Below are 14,848 nucleotides of genomic sequence, written 5' to 3' on the forward strand. Positions count from 1 at the left end.
GATATGTTTGGAAAACTTACGCTCGATGCGATTCCGTATCACGAGCCCATCATCATGGGCACGCTCGGTGTCGTGATAGTGGCGGGACTCGCATTGCTCGGCGCCGTCACGTATGCCGGAAAGTGGACGTACCTGTGGAAGGAATGGATCACGTCGGTCGATCACAAGCGGGTCGGCGTGATGTACATCATTCTCGCGCTCGTGATGCTGCTGCGCGGTTTCGCCGACGCGATCATGATGCGCGCGCAGCAGGCGATCGCATTCAACGACGCCGCAGGCTATCTGCCGCCGCATCACTACGATCAGATCTTCACCGCGCACGGCGTGATCATGATCTTCTTCGTGGCGACGCCGCTCATTCTCGGCCTGATGAATGTCGTCGTGCCGTTGCAACTCGGCGCGCGCGACGTCGCGTATCCGTTCGTCAATTCGCTGAGCTTCTGGCTGTCCGTCGTCGGCGCGGTGCTCGTGATGATCTCGATGTTCGTCGGCGATTTTGCGGCGACGGGCTGGGTCGCCTATCCGCCGTTGTCCGAGCTTGGGTACAGTCCGACAGCGGGCGTCGACTATTACATATGGTCGTTACAGGTCTCCGGTTTGGGCACGACGCTAAGCGGCATCAACTTCATCGTGACGATTCTGCGCATGCGCGCGCCGGGTCTGAACCTGATGAAGATGCCCGTCTTCTGCTGGACCGCGTTGATCACGAACATCCTGATCGTCGCCGTGTTCCCCGTGCTCACGGGCACGCTCGCGCTGCTCACGGCCGACCGCTATCTCGACATGCACTTCTTCACGAACGAGCTCGGCGGTAACGCGATGATGTACATCAACCTCATCTGGGTATGGGGCCATCCCGAGGTGTACATCCTGATTCTGCCGGCATTCGGCGCGTTCTCGGAGATTATCTCGACGTTCTCGGGCAAGCCGCTGTTCGGCTACAAGTCGATGGTGTACGCGACGTCGTCGATCGGCATCCTGTCGTTCTTCGTGTGGCTGCACCACTTCTTCACGATGGGATCGGGCGCGAACGTCAATGCGTTCTTTGGGATCATGACGTCGATCATTTCGATCCCGACGGGCGTGAAGCTTTTCAACTGGCTCTTCACGATGTATCGCGGCCGCATTCGCTACCACTCGTCGACGCTGTGGACGATCGGCTTCATGGTCACGTTCGCAGTGGGCGGCATGACGGGCGTGCTGCTTGCCGTGCCCGGCGCGGACTTTGTGCTGCATAACAGCCTGTTCCTCGTCGCGCACTTTCACAACGTGATCATCGGCGGTGTCGTGTTCGGCTGTCTCGCGGGCATCAGCTACTGGTTCCCGAAAGTATTCGGCTTCACGCTCGACGAGTTCTGGGGCAAGGTCGCTTTCTGGTGCTGGCTCGTCGGCTACTGGCTCGCGTTCACGCCGCTGTATATCCTCGGCTTCGAAGGCATGACGCGCCGGATGAACCACTACGCGGTTGCGGAGTGGCACCCCTGGCTGATCGTCGCGCTCGTTGGCGCGGTGGTCGTCGGCATGGGCATTCTGGCATTGCTGATCCAGTTCGCCGTGAGCATTCGCAACCGCGAGCAGAACCGCGACCTCACGGGCGATCCGTGGGACGGCCGCAGCCTGGAATGGTCGACGTCATCGCCCGCGCCGTTCTATAACTTCGCGATCGTTCCCGTCATCACGTCGCTCGAGCAGCACTGGGACAACAAGAAGTCGGGGCGCGCACATGCAAGGCCCGCTAAATACGAGGACATCCATATGCCGCGCAACACGGCGGCGGGCGTCATTATTTCCGCGTTCAGCATGCTGTTCTGCTTTGCGATGGTGTGGCACATGTGGGTATTCGCGATCGTCGGCCTGATCGGCATGATCGCGACTTTCATCGCGCGCACCTACGATCAGGACGTCGACTATTACGTTCCCGCTGCGGAAGTGGCGCGGATCGAGAACGAGCGTTTCGAGAAACTTGCCGAGGCTGCCTGACCATGACCAGTGTTTCAACCTATCGGGCCCGCGATCATCACGACAGTCACGGCCACGACGACGGAACTCGCACCACGCTCGGGTTCTGGATTTACCTGATGAGCGACTGCCTCATCTTCGCGACGCTGTTCGCGACCTTCGGCGTGCTCGTCAACGCGACGGCGGGTGGGCCCTCGGGCAGGCAACTGTTCGAATTGCCGTACGTGCTGGGTGAGACCTTGCTGCTGCTCGCGAGCAGCTTCACGTTCGGCATGGGCATGTTGAGCGCGCACGCCAACCGACGCGGCAAGGTAATTCGCTGGCTCGGCGTGACGTTCGTGCTCGGCGCGGCATTCATCGGCATGGAAGTGGTTGAGTTTGCCAAGCTGGTGAGCGACGGCGCAGGTCCGTCGACGAGTGCGTTCCTGTCGGGCTACTTCGCGCTCGTCGGCACGCATGGATTGCACGTGACGAGCGGCCTGTTGTGGATCGTCGTGATGATGCATCAGATCAGCCGCTTCGGGCTCACGCCGGTGACGCGGCGGCGCATTGCGTGCCTGAGTCTCTTCTGGCACTTCCTCGATCTCGTATGGATCTGCGTGTTCAGCCTTGTCTATCTGCGTGAGTTTCTATGAGCCAATCATCTCAATCGAACGTCGCGCACGCGCGCGTGCATCATGCGTCGCACGGCAGCGTGAAGAGCTATGTCGTCGGCATGCTGCTGTCACTCGTGCTGACCTTTGCATCGTTTGGCGTCGTCATGACGCATGCCGTTCCAAAGTCGATGGGGCTGACGGCCGTGGTCGTGCTTTGCGTCGTGCAGCTCGTCGTGCAATTGAAGTATTTTCTGCACCTCGGTTCAGCCGCCGATCAGCGCGCGAATACGGCGATCTTCGTCTGTACCGCGTTGGCGATCGTCATTGTCGTCGCGGGTTCGCTGTGGGTCATTCACAACGCGAACGTCAATATGATGCCGACGCAGATCACGATCGAGCGTGCGCTCGCGCATGACTGACATGTGACGAGACATGCCGGGTCGTTGAGTTGTTGCGGCCCGGCATGTGATGCCTAAGGAAATAAAAAATTGCCGCGATGCGTAGATGCGCATCGCGGCAATTTCTATTTACAGACTGTGCTTCTGCGCACGTATGTCAATGTGCGCCGAACCTTCAGCCGTCCGCTTTCGCTTCCTGCTCGTGACGCCGAAACGGCGCGTCGCGAACCACATCGCCTTGATAAAAGGACGCGAAGCGATCGAGTTGTCGTTGCGCGTCGCTTGAATCGACGCCTTCCCCGAGCACCGCGGTTGAGAAACCCGTTCGCTCCATCTGGATCAGCTGATCCGCGAGCACCTCACCCGTTGCGCGCAGGTCGCCCGTATAGCCGAGGCGCCGCCGTATCAGATACGCCTGGCTAAAGGCTCTGCCATCCGTGAAGCTCGGGAAGTGAAGTTCGACGCGCTGCGCTTGCGCAATCGCGTCGCGGTGATCGAGTGGATCGGCGTCGTTATCGAGCGCGACGATGCGATCGACGGCATCCGCGAGATGCGCCGCCGCGTCGAGAAGCCGGATGCGTGTATTGCCGTTCATGCCGGAAGCTCCATCGGTGTGCGCGCTTCGTTCGCGGCGGCCTTGAACGGATCGAGGCCCATGCGCCGCACGGTTTCGATGAAGGTCTCGCGGCGCAGGCCATCCGCGCGTCTGTGTTCGACATAGGTTCGCAGCACCGCTTCGATCACGTCGGGCACTTCATGCGCCGAAAACGACGGGCCGATAACCTTGCCCGGCTGCGCATCGCCGCTTGCGTGCGATCCATCGGACCCGCCCAGCGTGACCTGATACCACTCGGCGCCGTCCTTGTCGACGCCGAGAATGCCGATATGTCCGCTATGGTGATGCCCGCACGAATTGATGCAGCCGCTGATGTGCAAATCGACTTCGCCGATGTCTTCGAGTTCGTCGAGGTCCTGATAGCGCTCTGTGATCGCCTCTGCGATGGGCAGCGAGCGCGCGTTGGCGAGCGCGCAGAAGTCGCCGCCGGGGCAGGCGATCATGTCGGTGAGCAGATGCACGTTCGCGCTGGCGAGACCCACGCTGCGCGCGGCCTCCCACAACGCGAGCAGATCGTTTTCATGGACCCACGGCAGCACGATGTTCTGCGTGTGCGTCACCCGCGCTTCACCGGCTGAAAACCGGTCGACGAGATCCGCGACGCGATCGAGCTGATCCGCCGATGCATCGCCCGGTGCCTGAAGCAGACGCTTGAACGACAGCGTGACGATCCTCAGCGACGGATTCTTGTGAAGCGCGACGTTGCGCTCCAGCCAGCGTGCAAATTGCGGATGCTGACGAGCGGCATCGTGCGCCTGCTCGCGCGTAGTGGCGTTCGACGTCTCACGCGCGGACGAAACGGAAGGCGGCACGAAATACGCACTGACGCGCTCCAGTTCCTCCTGTGGAATCGTATGTGGCCCGCCGTCATGCCCGACGATCTGGCGGAACTCTTCTTCCACTTCGTCGATGTACTTCTGGCCTTCCGCTTTCACGAGAATCTTGATGCGCGCCTTGTACTTGTTGTCGCGTCGTCCGTACTGGTTATAGACGCGCACGACGGCTTCGATGTAATTCATGATGTGCTGCCACGGCAAGAACTCGCGCAGCACCGTGCCGATGACGGGCGTGCGTCCCATGCCGCCGCCCACCATCACGCGAAAACCCAGTTCGCCGTGTTCGTTGTAGCGAAGGCGCAGCCCGACGTCATGCCAGTCCGTCGCCGCGCGGTCGTCGCTTGCGCCCGTGATCGCAATCTTGAACTTGCGTGGCAGAAAAGCGAACTCGGGATGCAGCGTCGTCCACTGACGCATGATCTCCGCGAAAGGGCGCGGGTCTGCGATTTCATCGGGCGCGACGCCCGCGCGTTCATCGCAGGAGATATTGCGGATGCAGTTGCCGCTCGTCTGGATGCCGTGCATGTTGACAGTCGCGAGGAGGTCCATTACATCGGCTGCCTTTGCGAGCGGAATCCAGTTGAACTGCACGTTGGTGCGCGTCGTGAAGTGCGCGTGGTGCGTTGGAAGACGAACGGTGCCGAGCTTGCGCTGCGTGTCGAGCGCGCGTCGATAGACGTCTTCTTCCGGCGCGTCGTATTCGCGCGCAACGCGCGCAAGCACGCGAAGCTGTGCGCTCGACAGCTCGCCATAAGGAACGGCCACGCGCAGCATCGGCGCGTGCCGCTGCACATACCAGCCGTTTTGCAGGCGCAATGGACGGAATGCGTCTTCGCTCAATCGGCCGTCCTGCCAGCGTTCGATCTGATCGCGGAACTGCGCGGCGCGATTCAGCAGGAAAGCTTTGTCAAACTCGTTGTACTGATACATGGCTGATGTCGAGGGCATGTGCGTCACGCGCCGCCGTCCGGCGATGCGGAACACTACTGTCCCAATGTGAAATGTGCTTTCGAATCTACTGGCCGATGCATTGGCGGGCAAGACGCAGATGACGCGAAATCGATAGCAGCAGATGAGAAAAACGACGCGTGTGCTACGTCATGACTTTTCCCGCAGACGATTCGCGTTTCGAAGCGATCGGACAAAAACGATCGGATAAAATGCGGGCCCACACGTTATTTACCGAACCGACGGAGCGTATTCAGTGATTCAACCGGGCAACGTATTCAAGGACAACCTCGCGCAACTGCCGGGCATCGACGGCATCGAGCGCATCGATCTGGTCGATGGCAAGGGCACCGTCGTGGCCAGCATCGAGAACAAGCCGGGCAAGCAGGGCTCGTTGGCGGTCTATCACTATCTGCGGCAGGAATTCGGCGCGCTGGATGCGAAGGCCGCGGAACATGGCCTCGCCGTGTTCGCCGAGCATACGGCCGATGCTCGCAATCGGCCGGGCGCGCACCCGAATGTCGATCGTCTGCTGGACATCGCAGCGGGTGGCGAAGTGCTGCGTGTCGACGTGATTGCGGCGGCGTAAGCGCTAATGGTGTGAAGGAGCCTGAGATCGCGATTCCGGTTGAACCGAGGGCCGGTCGCGTCAAATCAGTCCGAGCGCCGACGCCTTGAGCGTCGCCGCCGCGCGCGTCGAGCACTCCAGCTTGCGAAAGACGCTCTCGACATGCGCGCGCACCGTGCTCGGACTCAATGCAAGCTCGCGCGCCGCTTCCTTGTTGCTCGCGCCGCGCGAGATTTCGCGCAATACGTCGACCTCTCGCGCAGACAGCCGCGCGGACTGCGCACGAGGGTTCACGATTCGGCGTTGCGACGGCCCCGCGTCGATCAATGCATCGACGACGATTTCGCGCAGGACCTGAATGCAGCGGAAAAACGCGTCGTCGCCGCGACGCAAGGCCCGAGGTTCGCAGGACGACAAGGTGACAGACGCGGCATGGCACAACAAGCCTTCGTACTTCGTCGTCGCGAACAAGGACCGCATGATCGATCCGCGTTTGCAAGACGCGATGACGGGGCAGATGAAGGCGCACGTAACGCACGTCAACGCCAGCCATGTCGCGATGCTGAGCCAGCCGCAAGCGGTGGCGGACGCGATCATCGCCGCGGCGAGCAAGGCGCAGTGATGCGGAACATCGGGCGATTGCATTAGCGTCCGAGATCGCGGGCGCACGCGATCGCTTCGACGAACCGTTTCGTTGCATGAAGACAGGCGGCCCTGGTGACGGGGCCGCCTGTCTTTCCGCATTTCCGCTGCATTTCCGCTGCGTCGCGCGCTCACGTCTCCATCCGCTCCCCGCTCAAAATGATCGATTCGATCAAATCATTTGACCGATTTGCGCAATCTCTTCGAACGGACTACACTGCAAACTGATCGTTTTGATCTAATGATGAGTGTTTCAATCAAAATCGCGGCTTGGACGCGACAACGAATAAAGCCAGGAAGGAGACTCGCATGGTTCAGATTCCCATCAAGCGCTCGATCGAGCGCGTTCCCGGCGGCATGATGATCGTGCCGTTGCTCATCGGCTCGCTGGTGGCGACGTTCCTGCCGGGCATGCCGAAATTCTTTGGTTCGTTCACCAGTGCGCTCTTTACGGGCGCGCTGCCGATCCTCGCCGTGTTCTACGTCTGCATGGGCGCGGGCATCGACGTCAAGGCGACGCCGTATCTGATGAAAAAGGGCGGCGCGCTGCTGGTCACGAAGGTGGGCGCGGCTGTGATCGTCGGCGTGATTCTTGGGCACATCATCGGCGAGCAGCCGGTTTCGGCGGGACTCTTCGCGGGCATCTCGACGCTCGCCGTCGTCGCTGCGATGAACGACACGAACGGCGGCCTCTACATGGCGCTGATGGGCCAGTACGGCCGCTCGGAAGACGTCGGCGCCTATACGCTGATGTCGCTCGAATCGGGCCCGTTCCTGACGATGGTGACGCTCGGCGTCGCGGGTCTGTCGGCGTTTCCGTGGCAGACGCTGGTCGGCAGCATTCTGCCGCTTGCGCTCGGCATGCTGCTCGGCAATCTGGACCGCGACATGCGCGACTTCCTCGCGAAGGCCGTACCCGTGATGATCCCGTTCTTCGCGCTGGCGCTCGGCGCCGGTCTCGATCTGCACAAGGTGTGGCAAGCTGGACTGCTGGGCATCGGCCTCGGTATCGCCGTCGTGATCGTGACGGGCATCCCGCTGTATTTCGCCGACCGTCTGACGGGCGGCACGGGCGTCGCCGGCGTGGCCGCAGCCAATACGGCGGGTAACGCGGCCGCCGTGCCGGCGCTCGTCGCCGCGGCGAACCCCGTGTACAACGAAGCCGCGAAGAGCGCGACCTTGCTGGTCGCCGCGTGCGTCGTCGTGACGGCGATCCTGTCGCCGATCCTCACCTCGGCCATCGCGAAGCGCTATCAGCAGCGCAACGAACGCGCACGCACGGAGAATCGCCAAGGGCTGGCACGATGAAGATTCTGATCATTGCGGACGACCTGTCGGGTGCCGCGGACTGCGCGATCGGATTCGCGAGCGCCGGCCATCGGACGGTCGTCACGCTCGAAGCGACGCGCACGCAGGCGCATGACGGCGCCGACACGATCGCCATCGATACGGACACACGCCGTCTCGCTCCGCACGATGCGGCGGCGCGCACGTCGGCCGCCTATGCGGAAATGAGCGCGCGCGACCAGCGCCTCTACAAGAAGATCGACTCGACATTGCGCGGCAACTGGGCCGCCGAAGTCGCGGGCCTGCAAGCGCTCGCAGGCATGGCGATTGTCGCGCCCGCGTTCCCCGCGACGGGTCGCACGGTGCGCGGCGGCTGCGTCTACGTGTACGGCGAGCCGCTCGAAGAAACGGCCACGTGGACGCTCGAACACGCAGGACTGCCCGCCGATATCGCGACGCAACTCGAGTCGGCCGGTCTGAAAACGGACCGGCTCGACGCCGAAGCGTTGCGCGACGAACCGGAGACGCTCGCTGTGTGCATCGGCGCGATGGCCGCGAACGGCGTGCAGGCGCTGATCGTCGATACGCAGAGCGAGCAGTCGTTGCGCGCGCTCGCTCAAGCGACGCTGCACAGCGATGCGCCGTTTTTCTGGGTCGGCTCGGGCGGTCTTGCGCGCGAGATCGCCGCGCTGAATCCGCGCAACGGCGCAACCGGCCGCAAGCCGGACGTTGCACCGTTTCCCGGCGGACCGATCCTGATTCTCGTCGGCAGTCTGTCGGCTGTCAGCGAGCGGCAGTGCGCGATGCTGCGCGAACGTGGCGGCGTCGAAGAACTCATCGTGCCGCCCGCCGTGTTGCGAGAAGGCAAGAGCCATCGCGACTGGCGTGCGTTGCAGGAGCAGATCGGCGTGTCGTTGCAGGCGGGCGTCGATCTGCTGCTGCGAATCGGCCGCGACGATGCATTCGATCCCGCCGAAGGCGCACGACTTTCGACGGCGCTTGCGGCGCTCGTCGAGCCGCACTTCACGAAGACGGGCGGCGTGATTGCAACAGGTGGCGAGACGGCGCGCGCGATGCTCACGGCCGCGCAGATCGGCAGTCTGCAATTGCTCGCCGAAGTCGAAGCGGGTGTCGCCGTCGGCCGGCCGCTTGGCGCAGCGCGCACGCATTGCCCCGGCGTCGTGACGAAGGCAGGTGCATTCGGCACCGATCACGCGCTGTACGCCGCGTGGCTGACGCTGCGTAACGAAATCGAACCGGAAACCGAACCGGACGTCGTCCCGCATCGACGTCCGTGCATGAACAGAATCAAACCTTAAAGCCTGACGAGATCACATCATGAGCAACTATCTTCCTGTAATCGGCATCACGATGGGCGATGCAGCCGGCGTTGGCGCGGAAGTCGTCGTCAAGAGCCTCGCGCATTCGTCCGTCTACGCGCAATGCCGTCCGCTCGTGATCGGCGACGCGAAGCGCCTCGAACGCGCGAATCAGATCGTCGGCGGCGAGATGAAGATACGCCGCATCGGCGATGCATCGGAAGCGCGCTACGAGCAGGGCACGATCGACTGCATCGATCTCGGCCTCATTCCCGACGACCTGCCGTTCGGCCAACTGTCGGCGCTGGCCGGCGATGCCGCTTACCAGTACATCAAGCGCGCCGTCGAGCTCGCGCAGGCGGGCAAGATCGACGCGATCTGCACTGCGCCGCTCAACAAGGAAGCGCTGCACGCAGGCGGCCACAAGTATCCGGGACACACGGAAATGCTCGCGCATCTGACGGGTGTCGAAGAAGTGTCGATGATGCTCGTCGCGCCGCAACTGCGCGTGATTCACGTGACGACGCATATCGGCATCATCGACGCGATCCGCAAGATCGAGCCGGGTCTCGTGCAGCGGACCATCGAACGCGGCTACGCGACGCTCGTGAAGGCGGGCATCGAGAAGCCGCGCATCGGCGTGTGCGGGATCAATCCGCATGCGGGCGAGAACGGCCTGTTCGGCTACGGCGAGGAAGAAGAGAAGATCATTCCCGCCGTCAAGGTGCTGCAGGAGCGCGGCCTCGATGTGACGGGTCCGCTGCCCGCCGACACACTGTTCTTCCGCGCGGGCCGCGGCGACTTCGATCTGGTGGTCGCGATGTATCACGACCAGGGTCACGGTCCCGTGAAGGTGCTCGGCCTCGAAGCGGGCGTGAACGTGACGGTGGGGCTCGAAGTGATCCGCACGTCGGTCGATCACGGCACGGCGTTCGATATCGCGGGCAAGGGCATCGTCGATGAAGGCAGCATGCTCGAAGCGCTGCGTCAGGGCGCGGAACTGGCGACGCGCCGTTAATCGAAGCGAGGCGCGCTACGCGGCGCATCCGTGCCGTGCACGCGCATCGCTGGTGTAAGATCGAGACCCTTTCTCACGCTGCTGCCGATGTGAAAAAAACGACTGACCGTCATCAGGCAATTCTTGAGTTCGTTCGTACGCGCGATGCCAACGTCGAAGAGTTGTGCGCCGCGCTCGGTGTATCGGAAGCGACGATCCGGCGCGATCTGACCGCGCTCGCAAAACAGCGGCGGCTCGTGCGCACGTATGGCGGCGCGACGGCGCTGGTCGGCGTGCATGAGCCGGAAGCGTCGCTCGAAGAACGCAAGGCGGCGCAGAGCGAGCAGAAGGAAGCGATTGCACAAGCGGCTGCCGCGCATGTCCGGGAGGGCGACACGGTGCTGCTCGACGGCGGAACGACGTGTGCCGCGCTCGCGCGCCATCTGTGCACGCGAGAAAACCTGCATGTGGTGACGAACAATCTGCTCGCGGTGACGTCGCTCGCGAATGCAACGGGCGTGCGGCTCACGCTGATCGGCGGCGAGTTGCGCGGTTCGAGCATGAGCACGCTCGGGCCGCTGGCCGAACTGATCCTGAGCCGCTTGACCGTCGATCGCGCGTTTCTCGGCGCGGACGGTGTCGTCGCGGGTTTCGGCCTGTGCGAGACGACGGCTCAGCAGGCTTATCTGAAAGAGTGCATCGTGGCCCGCGCGGCTGAGATCATCGTGCTCGCCGATTCGGCGAAGCTAGGGCGCGCGCGTCAGCAGCATTGGACGCCCATTCAGCGCGACTGGCGGCTCATTACTTCTTCGGCGGCGACCGAGGAACTGTTGGCGCCGTTTCGCGCGCTGCCCGAAGTGACGGTCGAAGTGGCGTGAGCGGGATGCTCGCGACGGGCATATGAAAGCAGAACACGCCGCCATCGCGGGCACTCACAACTCAAACCGGTTCCCCTCATCGCGCAGGCGACGCATTCCGCTGTCCAGATGCGCACGCGCGCTTTCCTTGTCGCCCAGCCTCATCTGCTCATAGGTGCGTTGCGCGACGTCGTGCGGCACGGCCTTGAGCGGGCGGTTGCTCTGCATCGCCTTGAGTTGCACTTCGGCGGCTCGTTCCAGATAGTACAGATCGTCCCACGCTTCGGCGATACTCGCGCCCGCCACCATCACGCCGTGATTCTTCAGGAACAGGATGTCCGCGTCGCCCATTGCCTGCGCGATGCGATCGCCTTCCGAATTGTCGAGCGCGAGGCCGTTGTACTGCTCATCGACGGCGGTTCGGCCATAGAACTTCAGCGCCGTCTGTCCGAGCCACAACAGCGGCGGGCCTTCGATCAGGCACAGCGCGGTCGCGTTCGGCATATGCGTGTGAAACGCGGCCTTCACGCGCGGCAACGCACGATGCAGGCGCGCGTGGATGTAGAAGGCAGTCGCTTCGGGCTGGCCGTCGCCGTCGATCACGTTGCCGTCGAAATCGCAGATCAGGAGCTGCGACGCCGTGATCTCCGAAAACGCGAAGCCGTACGGATTGACGAAGAAGAGATCGTCATGCCCCGGCACGACAGCCGAAAAGTGATTGCAGATCCCTTCTTCGAAGCCGTATTGCGCCGCCAGCTGAAAGCAGGCCGCGAGTTCGACGCGAGCGGCGCGTACGGTGTCCGAGTCGAGCGTGGCGCGGCGCGAGACAGCCGTGGTCCTGACGTTGAGCATATGAGCCATGAAGAACGATCCTCTTGCCTTTGATGTTCACCAGCCGATGTTCACCAGCCAAGCGATGCGAAGAGCGGCGGCACGCGGTCGAGCGTCGCCACGGTTGCGTCGGGCGTGTAGTCGGGCAAGAGCTTGCGTCCCGTGCCGCGATCGATCCACACACAACGAAAGCCGATATCGCGCGCGGCCGCATGATCCAGATGCGGGCTTGCGCAGATATGCACCACGTCGTCGCGCGATACGCCGAGCTGTTCGTGAGCATAGTCGAAAAGCCGGCGGTCCGGTTTGTACGCGCCCGCTTGCTGCGCGGTGATCACACAATCGATATGGCCGCCGAGTTGCGCGACATTGCCTGCGATCACGTCATCGTCCGTGTTCGACACGATGCATAGACGATAGCCCCTTTCCTTCAACGCGCGCAACGACTCGACCACTTCGGAAAACGGCGGCATCGCGGAGATGTGGTCGGTGAGCGTGCGGATATCGTTGCTGTCCACACGCAGGCCGAATTCGCCGAGCGCGATATGCAGTGCTTCGCCCGCGATTTCGCGAAAGCTGCGATGAGGCGGCGTCTGTTCGAGCGCATGCTCGTGCCTGTCATAGACGGCGATCAGTTCGAGTGGATCGATCCTAGATGAACCCTTGTTGGCGAGTATTTCCGCGACGGCGGCCTGCAAGCCTTCGTCCCATTGAATCAGCGTGCCGTAGCAATCGAAGGTCAGCCACGAAGGGCGAGGTGTGTTGTCGAGCGACATGGTTCGTTCCTTTGCCGAAGCGTCGAGATGAACAACAGGCTAAGCCGGGCGACCGTTATTGGGAAATTAAATTAAAATGTCACTGTCAGTGAAAACGTAAATATGAGGGCGCCCGCCATGCTCGATCTCGATCTGTTGAACACGCTCGTTTGCGTCGTCGACGAGGGCAGCTTCACGCGTGCCGGCGATCGCGTGCATCGCACGCAATCGACCGTCAGCCAGCAAGTGCGGCGTCTCGAAGAGATGGTGGGCCGCACGCTGCTCCTGAGAGACCGCACGGGCAACCAGGTCACGGCGACGGAACACGGCGAACTGCTCGCGCAATACGCACGGCGTCTGATCGCGCTGTCGCAGGAAGCGCAGGACGCGCTCGCGAGCGACGCGTGGCGCACGCCGATCCGCATCGGCGTGCCGGAAGACTTCGACGCGAAGCGCATGGCGTCGATTCTTTCCGGCTTCGTCAGGGAAAGGCCGGAGGCGCGGCTCGAAACCGTCGCAGGCATGAGCGCGGATCTGCATCGCAAGCTGTCGAGTGGCGAGATCGAAATCGCGCTCGTGAAGCGCGAGCCGGGAAGCGGCCAGTGTCTTGCGTCATGGCCCGAGTCGTTGGTATGGGTGCGCGGCCGCGAGATCGAAGTGCCCGACGAGAGCGGCGAGCCGATTCCGCTCGCGCTCTTTCCGCAAGGCTGCGTCTATCGGCTGCGCGCGATCCGCTGCCTCGACCAGGCGCAGCGCAGCTGGCGCGTGGCGTTCGGCAGTCACAGCCTGACGGGCATTCAGGCCGCGGTGGCCTCCGGTCTGGGCATTACCGTGCTGCCGACGACAGCCGTTCTTTCCGAGCACAGCGTGTGCTTCGACCTGCCGCGTCTGCCGCCGACGGAGCTCGCATTGATCGGCGCGGGCGGCACGATGAATGCTACGCAGTCGGCGTTGGTGGACTTCCTGCGCGAAGCGGTGACGATCTAGCCGCTTGCGGCGAAACGACCTCGCGAGCGCTTCGCCTATTCTTTCCGTATGGCAGGTCGCACTGCCGACGGTTCGAAAGGGGACGCTCATGGCTGTATTGCAAGGTTTCGTCGGATGCATCGGCAATACGCCGCTCATTAGGCTCGCGGCGCTCAGCAAGGAGACCGGCTGCGAAATTCTCGGCAAGGCCGAATTTCTGAATCCGGGCGGTTCCGTGAAAGACCGCGCTGCGCTCTACATCATTCAGGACGCCGAGCGGCGCGGCGCGCTCAAGCCCGGCGGCACGGTCGTCGAAGGGACGGCGGGCAATACGGGCATCGGCCTCGCGCATATCTGCGCGGCGCGGGGCTATCGCTGCGTGATTGTGATTCCCGATACGCAATCGCCCGCGAAAATGGAGCTTTTGCGCGTTCTCGGCGCGCAAGTGCGGCCCGTGCCCGCTGCGCCGTACAAAGACCCGAACAACTATCAGAAGATCGCCGGACGTCTCGCCCAGGAAATGGACAACGCGATCTGGGCCAACCAGTTCGACAACGTGGTGAACCGGCAGGCGCACTACGAAACGACGGGCCCCGAAATCTGGCGCGATACGGCAGGCAAGGTCGATGCGTTCGTGTGCTCGACGGGCACGGGCGGCACGCTCGCCGGCGTGAGCCGCTTCCTGAAGGAAAAGAACCCCGGCGTGCGGATCGTGCTCGCCGATCCACACGGCAGCGGGCTCTACAGCTTCGTGAAGACAGGGGACATCAAGGTGGAAGGCAACTCGATCACCGAGGGCATCGGCTCGTCGCGTGTCACGGCGAACCTCGAAGGCACGGCAATCGACGACGCGTGCCGCATCGACGATCAGTCGTGCGTGACGATGGTGTACCGGTTGCTGCGCGAGGAAGGGCTGTATGTCGGCGGCTCGACGGGCATCAACGTTGCGGCGGCCGTATCGCTTGCGCGCCAGATGGGGCCGGGTCATACGATCGTGACACTGCTGTGCGATCGCGGCGAGCTGTATCGGAGCCGGCTGTTCAATTTCGAATGGCTGAAGGAGAAGGGGCTGACGCCCGGCTGAACGTCTCGGCGCTACGAGACGACGCGTGCAGTGCGCTGCGATGCGGGCATCGGCTGGCGGCTGGCGGCGGACAGGCATGCAGCCCCGCATCACGCTGACGACGTCAACCTGCTTTTCACCCGCGAGCGAACTATCCTGAAAGGATGCAGCCGAACTATTTCCCTCTCTCCGTTTGTTCGAAAGGAGGTG

General features: G+C 62.9%; 14 protein-coding genes and 2 pseudogenes. 11 read left to right on the forward strand and 5 right to left on the reverse strand.

The genetic code is table 11. The features are described 5' to 3' along the window. The first annotated feature begins 3 nt into the window (after nt 1-3). The 3 genes from cyoB to cyoD are packed head-to-tail and all read left to right on the forward strand — an operon-like array spanning nt 4 to nt 2,974. Nucleotides 4-1,980 (forward strand): cytochrome o ubiquinol oxidase subunit I, encoded by a 1,977-nt coding sequence (gene cyoB / locus GCT13_RS15605; RefSeq protein WP_152759547.1) that lies wholly within the window; start codon nt 4-6, stop codon nt 1,978-1,980. A gap of 2 nt (nt 1,981-1,982) precedes the next feature. Further along, the gene (gene cyoC, locus GCT13_RS15610; protein WP_152759549.1) at nt 1,983-2,594 is read left to right on the forward strand and encodes a cytochrome o ubiquinol oxidase subunit III; all 612 of its coding nucleotides are present in this window, start codon (nt 1,983-1,985) and stop codon (nt 2,592-2,594) included. Then, nucleotides 2,591-2,974 carry a cytochrome o ubiquinol oxidase subunit IV gene (gene cyoD / locus GCT13_RS15615; protein WP_152759551.1) on the forward strand — a complete coding sequence of 128 codons (384 nt, stop codon included), beginning with the start codon at nt 2,591-2,593 and terminating at the stop codon, nt 2,972-2,974. The genes cyoC and cyoD overlap by 4 nt, the downstream gene beginning before the upstream one ends. Nucleotides 2,975-3,128: 154 nt before the next feature. On the opposite strand, the gene GCT13_RS15620 is transcribed toward cyoD, so the two are convergent. Next, the gene (locus GCT13_RS15620) at nt 3,129-3,548 is read right to left on the reverse strand and encodes a DUF934 domain-containing protein (RefSeq protein ID WP_152759554.1); all 420 of its coding nucleotides are present in this window, start codon (nt 3,546-3,548) and stop codon (nt 3,129-3,131) included. Next, nucleotides 3,545-5,335, reverse strand: coding sequence for a nitrite/sulfite reductase (locus tag GCT13_RS15625; protein WP_152759654.1), 1,791 nt, complete (start codon nt 5,333-5,335; stop codon nt 3,545-3,547). Before GCT13_RS15625 ends, GCT13_RS15620 begins: the two co-directional genes overlap by 4 nt. 274 nt (nt 5,336-5,609) lie before the next feature. On the opposite strand from GCT13_RS15625, the gene GCT13_RS15630 reads away from it, so the two are divergent. Then, on the forward strand, nt 5,610-5,942 hold the full coding sequence (locus GCT13_RS15630) for a DUF2322 family protein (RefSeq protein ID WP_321574377.1): 333 nt from the start codon (nt 5,610-5,612) through the stop codon (nt 5,940-5,942). Nucleotides 5,943-6,002: 60 nt separating this feature from the next. On the opposite strand, the pseudogene GCT13_RS15635 reads toward GCT13_RS15630, so the two are convergent. Continuing rightward, nucleotides 6,003-6,191 (reverse strand): annotated as a pseudogene (locus GCT13_RS15635) (response regulator transcription factor); the annotation flags it as partial. A 51-nt stretch (nt 6,192-6,242) separates the two neighbouring features. Here GCT13_RS15635 and GCT13_RS15640 point away from each other — a divergent pair. From GCT13_RS15640 to GCT13_RS15660, 5 genes and pseudogenes are all read left to right on the forward strand, one after another. After that, nucleotides 6,243-6,543: pseudogene (locus GCT13_RS15640) on the forward strand (alpha/beta hydrolase); the annotation flags it as partial. Nucleotides 6,544-6,872: 329 nt separating this feature from the next. Continuing rightward, a complete protein-coding gene (locus GCT13_RS15645) occupies nt 6,873-7,871 on the forward strand; it encodes a 2-keto-3-deoxygluconate permease (protein ID WP_152759556.1) in 999 nt (332 codons plus the stop codon). Then, nucleotides 7,868-9,169, forward strand: a complete 1,302-nt coding sequence (locus GCT13_RS15650) for a four-carbon acid sugar kinase family protein (protein WP_152759558.1) — start codon at nt 7,868-7,870, stop codon at nt 9,167-9,169. Before GCT13_RS15645 ends, GCT13_RS15650 begins: the two co-directional genes overlap by 4 nt. Nucleotides 9,170-9,188: 19 nt before the next feature. Further along, nucleotides 9,189-10,187, forward strand: coding sequence for a 4-hydroxythreonine-4-phosphate dehydrogenase PdxA (gene pdxA, locus GCT13_RS15655; protein WP_152759560.1), 999 nt, complete (start codon nt 9,189-9,191; stop codon nt 10,185-10,187). Between the two features lie 89 nt (nt 10,188-10,276). Further along, the gene (locus GCT13_RS15660; RefSeq protein WP_321574378.1) at nt 10,277-11,044 is read left to right on the forward strand and encodes a DeoR/GlpR family DNA-binding transcription regulator; all 768 of its coding nucleotides are present in this window, start codon (nt 10,277-10,279) and stop codon (nt 11,042-11,044) included. A gap of 54 nt (nt 11,045-11,098) precedes the next feature. Here the strand turns inward: GCT13_RS15660 and GCT13_RS15665 are convergent, their stop codons facing one another. After that, on the reverse strand, nt 11,099-11,884 hold the full coding sequence (locus GCT13_RS15665) for an aldolase (RefSeq protein ID WP_152759562.1): 786 nt from the start codon (nt 11,882-11,884) through the stop codon (nt 11,099-11,101). 41 nt (nt 11,885-11,925) lie between these two features. Continuing rightward, on the reverse strand, nt 11,926-12,630 hold the full coding sequence (locus GCT13_RS15670) for a haloacid dehalogenase type II (RefSeq protein ID WP_152759564.1): 705 nt from the start codon (nt 12,628-12,630) through the stop codon (nt 11,926-11,928). A gap of 117 nt (nt 12,631-12,747) precedes the next feature. Here GCT13_RS15670 and GCT13_RS15675 point away from each other — a divergent pair, with 117 nt between their 5' ends. Both GCT13_RS15675 and GCT13_RS15680 read left to right on the forward strand, forming a co-directional pair. Next, on the forward strand, nt 12,748-13,596 hold the full coding sequence (locus tag GCT13_RS15675; RefSeq protein ID WP_152759658.1) for a LysR substrate-binding domain-containing protein: 849 nt from the start codon (nt 12,748-12,750) through the stop codon (nt 13,594-13,596). 88 nt (nt 13,597-13,684) lie between these two features. After that, on the forward strand, nt 13,685-14,659 hold the full coding sequence (locus GCT13_RS15680) for a cysteine synthase A (protein WP_152759566.1): 975 nt from the start codon (nt 13,685-13,687) through the stop codon (nt 14,657-14,659). Nucleotides 14,660-14,848 lie beyond the last annotated feature (189 nt).

This window comes from Paraburkholderia franconis (assembly GCF_009362735.1).
In the GTDB taxonomy this organism is placed as follows: domain Bacteria; phylum Pseudomonadota; class Gammaproteobacteria; order Burkholderiales; family Burkholderiaceae; genus Paraburkholderia; species Paraburkholderia franconis.

Bases quoted from the DNA above. Each gene is read 5' to 3' on its own strand.
- GCT13_RS15670 (WP_152759564.1), bottom strand. From the start codon at position 12,630: ATGTCGCTCGACAACACACCTCGCCCTTCGTGGCTGACCTTCGATTGC.
- GCT13_RS15625 (WP_152759654.1), bottom strand. From the start codon at position 5,335: ATGTATCAGTACAACGAGTTTGACAAAGCTTTCCTGCTGAATCGCGCC.
- GCT13_RS15675 (WP_152759658.1), top strand. From the start codon at position 12,748: ATGCTCGATCTCGATCTGTTGAACACGCTCGTTTGCGTCGTCGACGAG.
- GCT13_RS15650 (WP_152759558.1), top strand. From the start codon at position 7,868: ATGAAGATTCTGATCATTGCGGACGACCTGTCGGGTGCCGCGGACTGC.
- cyoD (WP_152759551.1), top strand. From the start codon at position 2,591: ATGAGCCAATCATCTCAATCGAACGTCGCGCACGCGCGCGTGCATCAT.
- GCT13_RS15665 (WP_152759562.1), bottom strand. From the start codon at position 11,884: ATGGCTCATATGCTCAACGTCAGGACCACGGCTGTCTCGCGCCGCGCC.
- GCT13_RS15645 (WP_152759556.1), top strand. From the start codon at position 6,873: ATGGTTCAGATTCCCATCAAGCGCTCGATCGAGCGCGTTCCCGGCGGC.
- GCT13_RS15680 (WP_152759566.1), top strand. From the start codon at position 13,685: ATGGCTGTATTGCAAGGTTTCGTCGGATGCATCGGCAATACGCCGCTC.
- pdxA (WP_152759560.1), top strand. From the start codon at position 9,189: ATGAGCAACTATCTTCCTGTAATCGGCATCACGATGGGCGATGCAGCC.
- cyoB (WP_152759547.1), top strand. From the start codon at position 4: ATGTTTGGAAAACTTACGCTCGATGCGATTCCGTATCACGAGCCCATC.
- cyoC (WP_152759549.1), top strand. From the start codon at position 1,983: ATGACCAGTGTTTCAACCTATCGGGCCCGCGATCATCACGACAGTCAC.
- GCT13_RS15620 (WP_152759554.1), bottom strand. From the start codon at position 3,548: ATGAACGGCAATACACGCATCCGGCTTCTCGACGCGGCGGCGCATCTC.